The sequence below is a fragment of the Amycolatopsis sp. genome (genome assembly GCF_025464955.1).
Lineage (GTDB): Bacteria > Actinomycetota > Actinomycetes > Mycobacteriales > Pseudonocardiaceae > Amycolatopsis.
In genome coordinates this window covers 87,690-101,052 of sequence record NZ_JAODNM010000040.1, presented here as the reverse complement: position 1 = coordinate 101,052, position 13,363 = coordinate 87,690, and the positions used below count along the sequence as shown (strand labels likewise).

The 13,363-nt window shown below is 67.3% G+C and carries 20 protein-coding genes; all 20 read left to right on the top strand.

Going from position 1 to position 13,363, the window contains the following annotated elements; all coding sequences use genetic code 11:
* Positions 1–187 precede the first annotated feature (187 nt).
* The 20 genes from JWQ81_RS08650 (at position 188) to JWQ81_RS08560 (ending at position 13,354) form a co-directional block, all read left to right on the top strand.
* A complete protein-coding gene (locus JWQ81_RS08650; RefSeq protein WP_297539414.1) occupies positions 188–391 on the top strand; it encodes a hypothetical protein in 204 nt (67 codons plus the stop codon).
* Entirely contained in the window at positions 388–1,278 is an 891-nt protein-coding gene (locus JWQ81_RS08645; protein WP_297539412.1) for a hypothetical protein, read from the top strand. Before JWQ81_RS08650 ends, JWQ81_RS08645 begins: the two co-directional genes overlap by 4 nt.
* Positions 1,279–1,281: 3 nt before the next feature.
* Entirely contained in the window at positions 1,282–1,992 is a 711-nt protein-coding gene (locus JWQ81_RS08640) for a hypothetical protein (RefSeq protein ID WP_297539410.1), read from the top strand.
* A 4-nt stretch (positions 1,993–1,996) separates the two neighbouring features.
* Positions 1,997–2,419: an HIT family protein gene (locus tag JWQ81_RS08635; RefSeq protein WP_297539408.1), complete on the top strand. Its 423-nt coding sequence runs from the start codon at positions 1,997–1,999 to the stop codon at positions 2,417–2,419.
* 91 nt (positions 2,420–2,510) lie between these two features.
* The gene (locus tag JWQ81_RS08630) at positions 2,511–2,732 is read left to right on the top strand and encodes a hypothetical protein (protein WP_297539406.1); all 222 of its coding nucleotides are present in this window, start codon (positions 2,511–2,513) and stop codon (positions 2,730–2,732) included.
* A gap of 129 nt (positions 2,733–2,861) precedes the next feature.
* The gene (locus tag JWQ81_RS44835; RefSeq protein ID WP_366942272.1) at positions 2,862–3,317 is read left to right on the top strand and encodes an HNH endonuclease signature motif containing protein; all 456 of its coding nucleotides are present in this window, start codon (positions 2,862–2,864) and stop codon (positions 3,315–3,317) included.
* Between the two features lie 212 nt (positions 3,318–3,529).
* Positions 3,530–4,006 (top strand): hypothetical protein, encoded by a 477-nt coding sequence (locus JWQ81_RS08625; RefSeq protein ID WP_297539404.1) that lies wholly within the window; start codon positions 3,530–3,532, stop codon positions 4,004–4,006.
* 41 nt (positions 4,007–4,047) lie between these two features.
* Positions 4,048–5,784, top strand: a complete 1,737-nt coding sequence (locus tag JWQ81_RS08620) for a hypothetical protein (RefSeq protein ID WP_297539402.1) — start codon at positions 4,048–4,050, stop codon at positions 5,782–5,784.
* A 13-nt stretch (positions 5,785–5,797) separates the two neighbouring features.
* Entirely contained in the window at positions 5,798–7,222 is a 1,425-nt protein-coding gene (locus tag JWQ81_RS08615; protein ID WP_297539400.1) for a phage portal protein, read from the top strand.
* Positions 7,212–8,240: a hypothetical protein gene (locus JWQ81_RS08610; protein WP_297539398.1), complete on the top strand. Its 1,029-nt coding sequence runs from the start codon at positions 7,212–7,214 to the stop codon at positions 8,238–8,240. The genes JWQ81_RS08615 and JWQ81_RS08610 overlap by 11 nt, the downstream gene beginning before the upstream one ends.
* 57 nt (positions 8,241–8,297) lie before the next feature.
* The gene (locus tag JWQ81_RS08605; protein WP_297539396.1) at positions 8,298–8,867 is read left to right on the top strand and encodes a hypothetical protein; all 570 of its coding nucleotides are present in this window, start codon (positions 8,298–8,300) and stop codon (positions 8,865–8,867) included.
* A gap of 79 nt (positions 8,868–8,946) precedes the next feature.
* Positions 8,947–10,167 carry a P22 phage major capsid protein family protein gene (locus JWQ81_RS08600; protein WP_297539394.1) on the top strand — a complete coding sequence of 407 codons (1,221 nt, stop codon included), beginning with the start codon at positions 8,947–8,949 and terminating at the stop codon, positions 10,165–10,167.
* A 13-nt stretch (positions 10,168–10,180) separates the two neighbouring features.
* On the top strand, positions 10,181–10,654 hold the full coding sequence (locus JWQ81_RS08595; protein ID WP_297539392.1) for a hypothetical protein: 474 nt from the start codon (positions 10,181–10,183) through the stop codon (positions 10,652–10,654).
* On the top strand, positions 10,651–10,971 hold the full coding sequence (locus tag JWQ81_RS08590) for a hypothetical protein (protein ID WP_297539390.1): 321 nt from the start codon (positions 10,651–10,653) through the stop codon (positions 10,969–10,971). The genes JWQ81_RS08595 and JWQ81_RS08590 overlap by 4 nt, the downstream gene beginning before the upstream one ends.
* On the top strand, positions 10,968–11,258 hold the full coding sequence (locus JWQ81_RS08585; protein ID WP_297539388.1) for an HK97 gp10 family phage protein: 291 nt from the start codon (positions 10,968–10,970) through the stop codon (positions 11,256–11,258). Before JWQ81_RS08590 ends, JWQ81_RS08585 begins: the two co-directional genes overlap by 4 nt.
* Positions 11,259–11,292: 34 nt before the next feature.
* A complete protein-coding gene (locus tag JWQ81_RS08580; RefSeq protein WP_297539387.1) occupies positions 11,293–11,703 on the top strand; it encodes a hypothetical protein in 411 nt (136 codons plus the stop codon).
* A 13-nt stretch (positions 11,704–11,716) separates the two neighbouring features.
* Positions 11,717–11,980: a hypothetical protein gene (locus JWQ81_RS08575; protein WP_297539385.1), complete on the top strand. Its 264-nt coding sequence runs from the start codon at positions 11,717–11,719 to the stop codon at positions 11,978–11,980.
* Between the two features lies 1 nt (position 11,981).
* On the top strand, positions 11,982–12,581 hold the full coding sequence (locus JWQ81_RS08570) for a hypothetical protein (protein ID WP_297539383.1): 600 nt from the start codon (positions 11,982–11,984) through the stop codon (positions 12,579–12,581).
* A gap of 94 nt (positions 12,582–12,675) precedes the next feature.
* The gene (locus JWQ81_RS08565) at positions 12,676–13,152 is read left to right on the top strand and encodes a hypothetical protein (RefSeq protein ID WP_297539381.1); all 477 of its coding nucleotides are present in this window, start codon (positions 12,676–12,678) and stop codon (positions 13,150–13,152) included.
* Positions 13,133–13,354, top strand: a complete 222-nt coding sequence (locus JWQ81_RS08560) for a hypothetical protein (protein WP_297539379.1) — start codon at positions 13,133–13,135, stop codon at positions 13,352–13,354. The genes JWQ81_RS08565 and JWQ81_RS08560 overlap by 20 nt, the downstream gene beginning before the upstream one ends.
* The last annotated feature ends 9 nt before the right edge of the window (positions 13,355–13,363 follow it).

Sequence of the window (13,363 nt, the reverse complement as noted above, 5' to 3'; positions counted from 1 at the left end):
GTGTCCCAGTGGTCTTCACCGGCTACGACGGTGGCGGCGGGATCGTCGCTGTCAGGTGCCCGTACTGCGGGCAGAGGCACGAGCACGGCGCTGGTGACCCACCGAGGTCACCGATCTTCGGGGAACGTGACGCCACCTGCGGGCGCGGTCGCTACCGCGTCCAACCCAATCCGCGGGGACCAAGACGATGACCAGGGTGAAGCGGTGGGAAGCGCTGCCCATCGACACCGGAGTCGTGCACGTCCACCCGATCGGCGACCTGATCGAACACGACACCAACGGACCTGTCTGCGTCTGCGTCCCCGAGGTCGAACTGGTCCCGAACCCCCACGGCCCAGACGGCTGGCTGCACACCCATTCCTCCCTGGACGGACGAGAGGCACGCGAATGACCGCAACGATCAGGACGTGCGTCCTCGGCTGCAGCTGCAACGACGGCGTCGCCTACCGTGCCGCACCCGGCCGCCTCGCCTGCGACCCGTGCAGCGAGAAACTCGCCAAGGCCGTCACCGAACTGGGCCGGCTGTACTACGAGTTGACGGACGTCGAGGAGTTGATCCCTGGCGGCTCAGGCAGCAACGCCGGCGGCAGCCGACCGGTCCCGGGTCCACGTTCACCCGCCGTTGACGGGCTCATCGTCCACACCGACGTCCGTTCGTCCACGTCGGCCGGGCAACCACCCGCGGCCCTCGCCAGCATCGCCGGGTGGGCCCGTGAGGTCAGGGAGGAACGGTCTCTCGACACCGCGCGGGACCAGCTCCGGGGCACGGTCCCGGACGGCCGGGTCACTATGGCCCGTGAGATCGGTACCTTGAAGTTTGAGTGGCATTGGGTGATGGGGCAGGAGTGGCTCGCCGACTTCGCCGCCGAAGTCCACGCCGTACTCGCCGCACTGCGATCGGCCGGCCGCATGGACGCCCCAACCATCCGGCTCGGCACCTGCACGGTCCGGGTACTCGGCATCGACACAGCCACGCGCCCCGTCACCCTCGAGTGCGGCGCACGACTCCGCGTTCGCACCGACGCCACCGAACTCAGATGCTCCAACTGTGGCACGGTCTGGCCACGCAGCCGCTGGCATGAGCTCGGCGACGGCCAGAGCGACTACGCCCGGCTCGCCGAAGAGCTCGGCGTCCCGGTGGGCACGCTGCGCCGCTGGTCGCATGAGGACAGCTGGACCGTCTCCGGGACCCGCTCCCGGAGGCTTGTGACCCGCGCGCAAGCCCTCGAGTCCTTCCGCAAGCGCCGCGGTGCGCTACCCCTCGAACAGGCAGGCTGACCAATGACCGACACCGTCACACTGCCCGCCGACTGGCGCGAGCAGGTCCGCACCAACTACCAGCGCGGCTTCACCGGCGGACCCGACGCCATCATCGAACTCATCGACGTCCATTGGCGAACCGGCACCGCACCCGCAGACCCGCCTGACCGATGGTTGGGACTCACTGCCGCGAGCGTGGTCATCACCCGAGACACCCGCCCGATGGTCGGAACCCAGGCGGAGTGGGAATGCTGGTTCAGCTACGGCCAGCCGCGCAGCATGGTGCGTACCCTCATCCCGTGCCCGCGCGGATTGTTCGGCGAAGTCGCGGTCGGCCAACGGACCGCTGACATCTACGACGCGATGATCAAGGCCGTCGCCAACCTCACCGCCGACGACCTCGCACGCCTCACTGCGCCGCCGGTTCGCGTGCCCAACGCCGACGGGCCGCGGTCCCCGGAGCGGCTGAGAGTCACGGCCACCACACCACCCTCGGCGAGCGTCCTCGTCGGCTCCCACCTGATCGTCATCGGAGCCGCGCCACTGCTGGATGCGGTCGCCCACCTCGTCGGCATCGGGGACGACGGCGTCACCGTGCTCCGCGGTGTAGCCGTCCGCTGTGGCAAGGCCTACCCGCCCGCGCCACCGCCGCGGTTCATCTCGCTCGCCGTGGTGCACCTCCTGCCCGCGCAGGACACCATCTACGACCGTGACATCGAACAGGCGGGATGACGACATGCCGACCGTGAGCGACTGCGTGTTCTGCGAGGTCGTGGCCGGCACCGCGCCTGCTGCGATCGTCCGCGAGTGGCCGGACGCCGTGGCGTTCAAACCGCTCGACCCCGTCGTCGAGGGGCACGTCCTCGTCGTCCCACGCGAGCACGTAGACGACGCGACCACCGACCCCGTCGTCACCGCCTACACCATGCACCGCGCCGCCGAACTGGCCCGCGAGATGGACCACTCGAACATCCTGACCAGCATCGGCAAACCGGCCACGCAGAGCATCTTCCACCTGCACATCCACGTCATACCCAGGGCGACAGGTGACCAGCTCATGCTGCCGTGGGGAACGACCGGCAACCCGCACGACCCACACTGGTGCAAGGTCGCTGACGCGCTCAACGCGAAGCTCAACGCGACGGCGAGACCGAGATAAGCGAGTAACGGTCGGCCGCAACCGACCGACTCATCAACCACCACCCCGACGTTCGGAAAGTAGCGGCATGAGCCCGGACCAACCTGACCCGATGACCGCGAGCCTGGACCGCCGAGAGGCCCGCGGCCCCATCGAAGCAGCGACCGACGACCCGAAGGCCCGGAAGGATCTGCAGTGGGCGATGCTTGAGTTCGCCAATGACGCGATCAACTGGATCTACGTCGGCATCGAACCTAACTGGTCCGCGGCTCAGATCAGACAACACATCGAGCAGCACGTCGCCGCGTACACCCGCCGGCAGAAGGCACTCTGATTTCACGCCTCGGCGCAACCCTGGTTGACAGCTGACCTGCACCGAACGTACGATCTTGATGTTGGACCTCTGTCTCCAACGAAGACTTCGAGAAGCCCCGACCAGTAGCTAACTGGCCGGGGCTTTCTCATGCCCAGGATGGCGCTCACCAACAGGTCGGGGGGAGGTCGTCATGTCGGCACCGCCACTGATGCACGACATCGGACAGCCGCCGCGTTCGCGATGAGCGGGGGATGGCAGCGCGCCCAACGCCGCGTCCATTCACGCGAGTGGCATCGCACCATGGCCATAGTGGCCCGACGCTCACACGGACGCTGTGAGGTGGTGGAGAATGGCCAGCGATGCGGCGCACCAGCACGCGACACCGACCACGTCACGCCTCACTCAGCGGGCGGCAGCGACCGGGTGGAGAACGCGCGTCGGATCTGCGACACACATCATCGAGCGAAGTCAGCAGCTGAAGGACTAGCAGCACGGGGGGTAGGGCCACGTACCCTGCGCCCAGTACCCCCGCACCCAGGGCTACGCCCGGCCGGCGACCAGCCAACCGTCGCCGAGCCTGATCGCACGATCGAAACAAAATGAAAGTTTTCATTGACAAAACACTTTCGCGAGGGAGCAACTCACCCCACCCCCCGACTCCCCCTCCGCCCCTTAGGGGCCCTGGTCGGTCGGTTAGGGCCTGTGAGTGCCCTCAGCGAATGAGCTCTGGTTAGGCAAGCCTTGGTCGGTCGGCGCGATGCCGGTCGCCGCGAGGGGCGGTCGTCCGTCCTTTGTTGACAGTTGGGTTGTGAATCATGCCCGGAGTTGCAGGCAGGAGCGGCGGTGCGAACCGCAAACGCTCGGACGTCAAACTCGGTCACGCCACTACGGCGATCGGCCACCCGGATCACCCGGACAACGTGTCGAAGCCGGTGGCGCAGGGTTCGTGTGAACAGCCTCCGCTGGCTTTCCCGGAGGGCGTCGACGAACCACTTCCGATGACCCTCGACCTGTGGGCGTCGATGAAGGTCTCCGGGTACGACGAGTTCTACACCGCGTCGGACTGGCAGACCGCGAGGATCTACATGCTCGCGATCGACGACTTCATCCGCGGCATCGTCGTGAAGGGCTGGACGGCGATGAAGATGGCGGAGGTCCGGTCGATGATGGCCGAGCTCATGACGCTGGAGTCGGCCCGCCGGCGCCTGAAGATCGAGGTTCAGCGCGGTGAGGAAGTCCCAGAGTTGGCGAATGTCACTCCGATCGATCGCGCGAAAGCAGCGGGTCTGTGAGAACTCTCCGGGAGTAGTTGCTCGGGGCTGAGGGGGCGATCGTGACTGCTCTCCTCGAAGCCCCGACCGACCTGCGGTTCGACGAGATTGAGCCGCCGACTGGCTACTACCGGGACCGGGTCTACGGCGCGTGGCGTTCGCTGCCGTGGCCAGATGACTTGGCTAACCTTCCGGCGACGCTGGGGTTCGACGTCATCCTGTGGGCCGAGCAGTGGCTCGTGCACCACCTGACCGGCCAGCCGTGGCGATTCACCCGCGCGCAGAAGCGTTTCCTGGTCCAGTTCTACGCCGTCGATGATCAGGGCAAGTGGCTCTACCGGCGTGCGGTGAACAGGCGCTCGAAGGGCAATGGCAAGTCGCCGTTCGCGGCGGCGATGCTGCTCATCGAGTTCGCAGGGCCGGTGGTCTTCCACCACTTCGACGAACTGGGCAACCCGGTCGGTGTCGCGCACCGCGTGGCGCTCGTCCAGATCGCGGCCAACAGCGAGGGCCAGGCGCAGGACGTACTACTCGTCGCGAACGCGATGGTGTCCAAGCGGCTGAAGATGGCCATCGGGTTCGACGCCGGCAAGCTTGGCTCGGCGGCGAAGTCCGGCAGCCGGATGCAGATCCTCACCACGTCGGTGAAGTCCGCCGAGGGTGACCCGGCGACGTTCATCGCGCTCGAGGAACCGCACCACATGACGACGTCGTCCGGCGGCAAGGCCATGGCCGACGTGGTCCGACGTAACGTCGCGAAGTCTCCGGACGGGCTTGCGCGGATCTGCGAGTTCACCAACGCCCATGAGGAGGGCGGCGGTTCGGTCGCGGAGGACACGTTTGAGTCGTGGCAGAACCAGGTCGCCGGCAAGACGCCGCGGCAGGACATCCTCTACGACTCCTGTGAGGCCCCGGCCTACTTGTCGCTGCACACGGACCTCGATGTCCAACTAGGTCTTCGCGCGGCGTACGCGGACGCGCCGTGGGTGGACCTCGACCGGATCACCGGCGAAATCTACGACACCTCCACCCCGGTCGCGGACTCGCTCCGCTACTACTTCAACGCCACCGCTGCCAACGAGTCCGGCTGGATCGACCCGCGCGCGTTCGACGAAGGCGCGCACCCGGACATCCGGATCGCGCCCGGCCAGATGATCGCCATCGCGCTGGACTGCTCGAAGTCGGAGGACTCGACCGGCCTGATCGCATGCCGAATCGACGACGGTTTCGTCCAGACCATCCGACTGTGGCAGAAGCCGCACGGCGACCGCGGAAAGGGATGGCTCGTTCCACGCGACGAGGTCATGACCGAAGTGGAGATGCTCCGCACCGCCTACCGGGTCGTGGCGTTCTTCGGGGATCCGTCTCCGGCCCGGGACGACGCCGACGAGTCGGCGTACTGGGGTGCCTGCTTTGACCAGTGGCACCAGGACTTCCGCGACGACCTGCTGATCAAGGCCAGCGCAACAAACCACACGGTGTTCGACATGCGGACCTCGGGTCCGGGCGGCGCCGACCGAAACCGGCTGTTCACCGAAGAAGCCATGGCGACGGTGCAAGCCATCGACGAAGACAAGACCCTCAAGTGGGACGGCGACGCCGGCCTGCGGATGCACGTCCGGCACGCCCGCCGGCGCCCGAACAAGTGGGGCTTTTCCCTGGGCAAGGCGAACCGCGACTCGAAAGACAAGGTCGACCTTGCGGTGACGATGGTCCTCGCGCGGCTCGCACGGCGCCTGGTGCTCCTGTCCGGCAAGACCGAAGAGACGCCGGTGGACCGGTCCGTGTTCCAGGAGTGAGAGGGGGTTCGTTGTGGCTGCACCAGAACCGCTGACACTGGAACTGATCAAGAGCTTGACCGAGCAGGTCGACGTCGACCGCGGGCACGAGGTCGCCCGTCTCAAGCGGGTCGACGCGTACATGCAGGGGGAGCAGGACCTCCCGTACCTTCCGCAGAACGCCACCGTGGAGTTCCGGCAGCTGCGCGAGCGCGCGCGGCTGAACCTGCTGCCCCTGATCGTCGACTCGTCGGCGGACGCCCTGCGGATCTCCGGCTACCGAACTCCGGGCGCGAAGGACGACTCCCCGACGTGGAAGTCCTGGCAGACGGCCGGGATGGACGCGAAGCACGCGAAGCTGATCTCCTCGGCCGTGGCGAACGGGTGCTCGTATGCGTCGGTGGTGCGCGGTACGCCGTCTGCGGTCGTGAAGTGCTACTCCGCGCGGCAGGCGTTCGCGATCTACGACGACCCGACATCCGATGTGTACCCCGAGTACGTGCTGCTGACGAAGACGAACGGCACGATCAAGGGCCTTGTCGACGACAACTACTTCTACGACATCGGCCGCAACGCCGACGGCCAGCTGATCGTCAAGGGCTTAACCCCTCACATGATGGGGAAGTGCCCGTTCATCCGGATCACTCCGGACATGGACCTCGAGGGCCGCCACATCGGCGAAGTCGAGCCGCACATCCGGCTACAGGACCGCCTCACGCAGTCCATCATGGACATGCTGATCGTCTCGAACTACGGCGCGCACCGCATCGTGCTGGCCTCCGGTATCGAGCAGCCGAAGGACCCGGTCACGAAGAAGCCCATCCCGATCGAGGTATCAGCCAAGCGGATCCTGACAACCCCGGCGGCTGATGCCAGGCTGGCGACCGCGGCCGGCACTCCGCTGGACGGGTACCTGCGCGTCATCGACCAAGCCGCCGCTCACATGGCGATCGCGTCGCGCACACCCGCCCAGGCCCTCATGGCTGATCTGACCAACATCGGCGAGGGCACCCTCACGGCGTCCGGCCAAGGCCACGACTCGAAGATCGCGGGCTACAAGCTGCAGCTCGGTGAACAGTTCGAAGCGTTGCTGCAGCTCATGGCGTTCGCTGACGGGCGCGTGGACGAGGAACCCGACGCGGAGGTCACCTGGGCCGACATTGGCGTCCGATCCCTCGCCCAGGTATCGGACCCACTCGTGAAGCTCGCACAGGGCCTGGCGATCCCGCCACAGGTGCTCTGGTCCAAGATCCCGGGCTTCACGCAGCAGGACATCAGCGAGTCGATCCGGCTGCAGAAGGAGCAGGACCCGATCACCGCGCTCAAGGCGGCCGGGTTCGCGGTCAAGGACTCCATCATGGCGTCGTCCAAGTCCGACGCGGGCGGCAGCTGGCTGCCCGCGACGGCTCCGGCTCCCGCCGGTGGCGCTCCGGCACCGGCGGCGACCGGTGCCGGCTGATCTGGCCGTCGCCACGGCGCAGACCTCGGCGAAGACGTCGCAGGACGCGCTGTCGGCCGGCGCGCTCGACGAGATGGCGATCCTGTGGAAGCTGCTTGACCCGCTGCACGTGGTCTCGTCCACATCGGACTGGCTACAGCAGACGCTCGGGCTGGTCAACCGGTGGTGGAAGAAGTCATCTGACCAGGCGGTCACCGACTACAACACGGTTCGGGCGCTGGTCACCGGCGACCTCGCCCCGTTCCGGCCGGTTCTGCCGGCGCCGGTCGACCTGGACACGCTGACTCAGGATCTGCTCATCACCGGCCCGGGCACGGTGCTGCATCAGCAGAAGCTCGGCCGCAAACCCGAGCAGGCGATGACGACGGGGTTCGTGACGACGTCGGAGACGGTCAACACGGCCGTGCTGGCCGGTGGCCGCGACACGACACTCGCCGCGATCGCCCAGGACCCTCAGGCCCGCTACGGGGCGACCCGGATCGCTCGGCCGGACGCGTGCGGGTTCTGCAAGATGCTGCAGGCGAACACCTACACCAAAGCTCACGTCGGGTTCGCCGCGCACGGCCTGTGCCGCTGTGTTCCCGGCCCCGTGTTCCGGATCGGGCAGCCGATTCCGAAGCTGCAGCGGGACATGCAGGAGCTGTGGGCGACGTCCACGAAAGGCTTGTACGGCAAGGCTGCGCTGTCAAAGTTCCGGGCCGAGGTCGAGGGCCGCGAGTGGAACGGCTACACCAGCAAGCCGAATAAGAAGGGCGTCATCACCAAGACGGCGCCCGATGGTCGTGTCACCGCGTGGCGCGACGGCAAACAGTTGTCCGGCCGTGGGCCGCGCCCGGAACGGAAGTCGCCGACCGCGTCGGCTGCATCCGCCGTTCCCGACGACGCCTCACTCCGGGCGCAGTACAGCGCGGAACACGCCGCGCTGAGCACGACCGTGGGGTCAACGAAGTCCGACGCCGCACGGAAATACCAGACCGACCGCATCGCTCAGCTTGAGCGGATGTTGTCGCTGCTGTAGTTCCCGGCCGCCCGCGCGATGCCCGCGGCCAACCACCCTTCGAGAGGGACATTTGTCATGCCCGAAAAGACTGACGCAGAACTGGCCGCCGAAGCGACCGCCGCGGACGCCGCCACAGCAGCCGCCGCATCAGCCGCGGCCGCTGCCGCCCAGGAGAAGATCGACGGCGAGGACAAGCTCGGCGAGCCGGGGCAGCGCGCGCTGGCCGCGATCCGCGAAGAGCGCAACGCCGCGAAGACGAAGGCGACCGCTCTGGAGACCGAGCTGGCTGGTTTCCGCAAGGCCGAGCAGGAGAAGGCCGACGCGTCCAAGTCCGAGCAGCAGAAGCGGGAAGAGGCTCACACGGCGCTCGCGACGCGCGCCGAGAAGGCCGAGCTCGAACTGCTCAAGCTTGACATCGGCCTCGAGCATGGTCTCACCAAAGCGCAGGCGAAGCGGCTCGTTGGCACCACGAAAGAAGAACTCGACGCCGACGCCGCTGATCTGCTCGAAACGTTCGGCGGAACGGCCGCGGCCAGTGGCCCGCCTGATCGCCGGCCGATCCCGAAACTTCGTGCCGGCTCGAAGCCGAACGAAGAGCCGGAAGAAACCGATCCGGCGAAGCTCGCGGCGCAAATCCGCCGCTAGGACACGGTGGCCTCTCGTGGGGGCTGCCGCTGAATGTCACGCCGTTTAGCGGCAACCCCCAACCGAAAGGCAGGCCGTCATGGCCAACGCATACCTCAAGCCGACAGTGATCGCCTCGGCGGCGCTCGGCATCCTCGAGCGGGAGATCGTTCTCCCCGGTCTGGTGTGGAACTACGGCATCGCCGACTTCAAAGGCGCGTTCGGTGACACCGTCACCCTGCGCGTCCCGGCCCGCCTTGACGCCCACACCCGCGGTCTGCGCTCGACCGGAACAATCGTGTTGGACGACATCAACGAGGTCGGTGTCGACATCAAGCTGTCGAACGACGTCTACAGCGCGGTGCGCGTGACCGACGCCGAGCTGACGCTCGACATCAAGGATTTCGGGACGCAGATCTTGCAGCCCCAGGTCCGCGCGGTCGCCCGGGAGATGGAAAACCAAGTCGCCGCGGCGATCGAGGGCGCCACCTACCCGACCGCGGCGCAACTCAGCATTGACAACGCGGCGATCTCCACCAGCCGCCCGGCGACGGCGTTCATCAAGGCGCGCAACTACCTCAACAAGCAGTTCGTGCCGCTGGCCGACCGCGTGATCGTCATGGGGTCCGACGTCGAAGAGACGATCATGTCCTTCGACCAGTTCAACCGCTACGACTCCACTGGCCAGACCCCGTCGGCGATCATCGACGCCCGCGTCACCACCATCGCGGGCATGCCTGCGTACCTGTCGCAGGCGATCGACCCGAAGAGCGCGTACGTGTTCCACAAGGCCGCGTTTGCGTGCGCCATGGCAGCTCCGGTCGTGCCGGACGGCGCCACGTTCGGCGTGCAGCAGTCCTACAACGGCCTGGCGATGCGGTGGCTGCGTGACTACGACGCGACGGTCCTCGCCGACCGCTCGATCGTCAACGCCTACATCGGCGCGAACGTCGTCACTGACGGCAAGTCGGCCGAGGTCCAGACCGTCACCATCGGCGGCGGCGCGACGGGCGGCACCTTCACGCTGACCGTCACCGCGAACACCCTGACGGGCACCACGGCGACGATCCCGTTCGCGGGCACGTCGGCGCAGGTCCGCAAGGCGATCAACGACCTGAACGTCGCTCCGGACTGCCAGGTCACCGGCGTGGCCGGTGGCGTGTGGACGGTCACCTTCCCGGCGGGAACCAACGTCGACCAGATGACGGGCAACCCGGCCGGTCTGACCGGCGGCACCCCGACGGTCACCGTGGCGACCACCACGGCCGGCGGCACCGCGGGCGCGTTCGTCCGTGGCTGCAAGCTGACGCTGAGCACCTGATCGGCGGCGGCGGATGTACGGCACAGTTGCGGATCTCAGTGACCGGCTCGGCGAGACTCTGACGGACGGCACCCCGGACTACGCCCGTGCATCCGCCGCACTCTCCGATGCGTCCGACCTCATCGAGACCGAGGTCGGGCAAGCGTGGACCGACCCCACGATCGTGCCGAAGGTGGTGCGGGTCATCGCGTTGCGGGCCGCTGAGCGGGCGTTCCGCAACCCCGACGCGGTGACCTACCAGGGCGCGGGTGCTTTCACCCAGGGGTACGCCCAGAACGTCGCCAAGGGCGTCTTCCTGTCCGAGGATGAGAAGGCGCTGCTGGCCAGTTTGAAGGTCGGCGGGACTGAGGACCGCTCGCTGGTGTCGGTGGAGATGCAGCGCGAATGGGACGTTGAGCTCGGCGCGTTGTTCCTGCAGGACCAGTTCGATGGCGAGTCCATTCGGTACGGCGGGATCAACGATCCGTATCTCTGGAGCGGGCCATGAGCTTCGCGTACCAGACCACGGTCGAGGTGCTCGGCCAACCGGGCACTGACAGCTGGGGCGACCCCACGCTGGGCGCGGTGCTGGAGACAATCCCTGCGTCCATCGTGGACACCACGGAGACCGTGACGGACCCGGCGACGGGGAAGGTCTCCGTGGTGCAGCAGTGGGAGCTCTACATCCGCAAGGGCACCCAGAACATCACGTCGGCCACTCTGCTGCGCGGGGCCGACGGGACGATGTTCGACGTCACGGCCGCTCGGCGGTCTCCGCTACGGCGGGGCGATTGGCTGGTCATGGCGAAGGTGCGTGCCGGGTGAGTGGCCGTGTCGAGATCGACGAGGAAGGCATGGCCGAGTTCGAAGCGTCGATCGTCGACGCGTGCGACGCGGTCATCAAGTCGGTGACCGACGAGGCGAGGCAGCGCGCACCTCGCCGGACGGGAAACCTCGTGTCCCGCATCGAGAGCACGGGATCGGCGTCGGCGGGTTACCGGATTGAGTCCAATGCGGACTACGGCGCCTATGTCGAGCGGGGCACGGACAAGTTCGCTCCGGAGCCGTACTTGCGGCCATCGATCCACACCGAACGCGTCATCACGCAGTAGGGAGGGGGCCGCTGTGTTCACTCCCGTGATTGGCATGGCCACCAACGAGACCGTCGCGGCGGCGTGGCTGGCCACGATGACAGCCCTGCCGATCGGCGACACCCTCACCAGCTCGACCGTCCCGGACGGATTCGTCCGGCACTTCACGGTGGCCACGACGTTGGACCCGAGCATGGCGCCGGTCGGCTCGCGCACGATGCGCGTGCAGATCGACGTTTTCTATTCAGGCCCAACGGAAGTACCCCCGTGGGGGAAGGCCGATGGTGCGGGCGAGGCGATCGCGCGCAGCGTGCCGCGTATGGCGAACAACATCATCCCGGGATTCCCGGCGGCACTGATCAATGAAGCGTGGATCTCCGATGGCCCGGTGCGGGTTCACGGCGACACGGCAGCACTGGCGCACGTCACCCTCGACGCCCAGCTGATTTGGACACCGACTATTTAGGAGCGTGGCCGATATGGCCCTGTACAACACACCCTGGGGCGTGCGCGAGCTGCCCGACGACGAAGCGGCCGGTCTGCGCGGGCAGGTGGGCGGCGGCGTCACCGAGTGCACCGCCGACGAGATCGCCGCGTGGCACACGGCGCTCGGCAGCGAGCCCGATGTCACCGCGGTCGAGGGATCGAACCCGAAGCCCGGAGACGCTGTGCCGACCGTCGTGCCGACCACCAAGCCGGGCGATCTCGCCGCGGTGACCTCGAAGACCGCGGGGAGCAACTGACATGCCTGTGTCCTCAAGCGACCTCACAGTCGGCCCGTGCGACATCTACGTCGCGCCGTTCACCGACGCCCTCGCCGTGGAGCCGGCCACCCCGACCACCGCGGCCGCCGCGAACTGGATCTACGCCGGCGCCACCGACGGCGGGCTCAAGCTCGTGTTCGGCATGAAGTACGTCCAGCAGTACGTCGACCAGTCGGGTTTCCCGCTGGCGTCCTCTCTGGACCAGGCGGCGACCGCCGCGGCGATCCCACTGACCAAGGTCAACTCGACGAACTTCAAGACGCTGATGAACGGCGGCACGATCACCACCACCGGCACCGGCGCGACCGCGATGGACGCGTTCGAGCCGGTGGCGGACCTCGTCGCGAACGACCCGGTGTACTTCAAGATCCTCATCCGGGGCAAGGCGCCGGTGTCGGACACCGGTTTCGCCGGGCAGAAGCGCGATATCAATCTGCGCAAGGTGCTGCAGGTCTCCGACCTGACCTACACCGCGGACAAGACGAACAAGTCCATGTTCGCCGGTGTCTCGGCGATGTGCCACTTCGTGTCGAACTCCATCGCCCCGTGGGGCATGAAGACGATGAACGCCACGGCCTAGGCCGTCTTGTTTCGGCTGGCGGGTCACGGCCGCTAGAGCCCACAGCGTCGGCCGGCGCGTGGTGGGCGCCCAAACCCTTCCGTGAGAGGACACCATGACCATCGACATTCCTGACCGCCCGACCACGCCCGCAGCCGAGCGGCCGGTCGAGTTCCTGTTTCGGATGGACGGACACGACTACACACTCATCGCGAAGGCCTCGGTGACCGAAAGCCTGGCGCACCGGACGAACGTGTCCGAGGTCGGCGCGGAGTACGCGACCGTAATGGCCGCGCGCTGGATGATCAGCGACAACGGATTCCGCAAGTTCATGGACCGCGCGCTCGCCGAGCCGAGCGACGTGATGGACCACAACCTCGACGCGATCCTGGCGGCAGTGTCGTACAAGATCGCGGGCGTGGTGCCACCCAAAAGTGACGCCGGAGCGGTCACCGGACGGGATCCCCGACTGGCTGGCGCAGACACGGGCGTGGGTGGACCGGATCGGTTGGTCAGCTCACCCGGAACTGCAGACGGCAGTGACCAGCGACCTGTCGCGGTACCACCGGCTCTTGCCGGACCAAACGCTTGAGCTAGACCCCGGATTGTATTGGGGATTCGTCGAGCATCTGCCCGCGTACGGCGGGGCGTGCCGGTGTGCGATCGACCGCCTGCTCGCCGAACCGCCGGCCGAAACCGTGCCGCTCGATCCGATGATGTCGGCGTTCCTCGAGCCCGGCGAGACAGTCACTCACATCAGCGCTGAAGAGATGGCTGCGATGCAGTTCAGGTGAGGGGTTGAT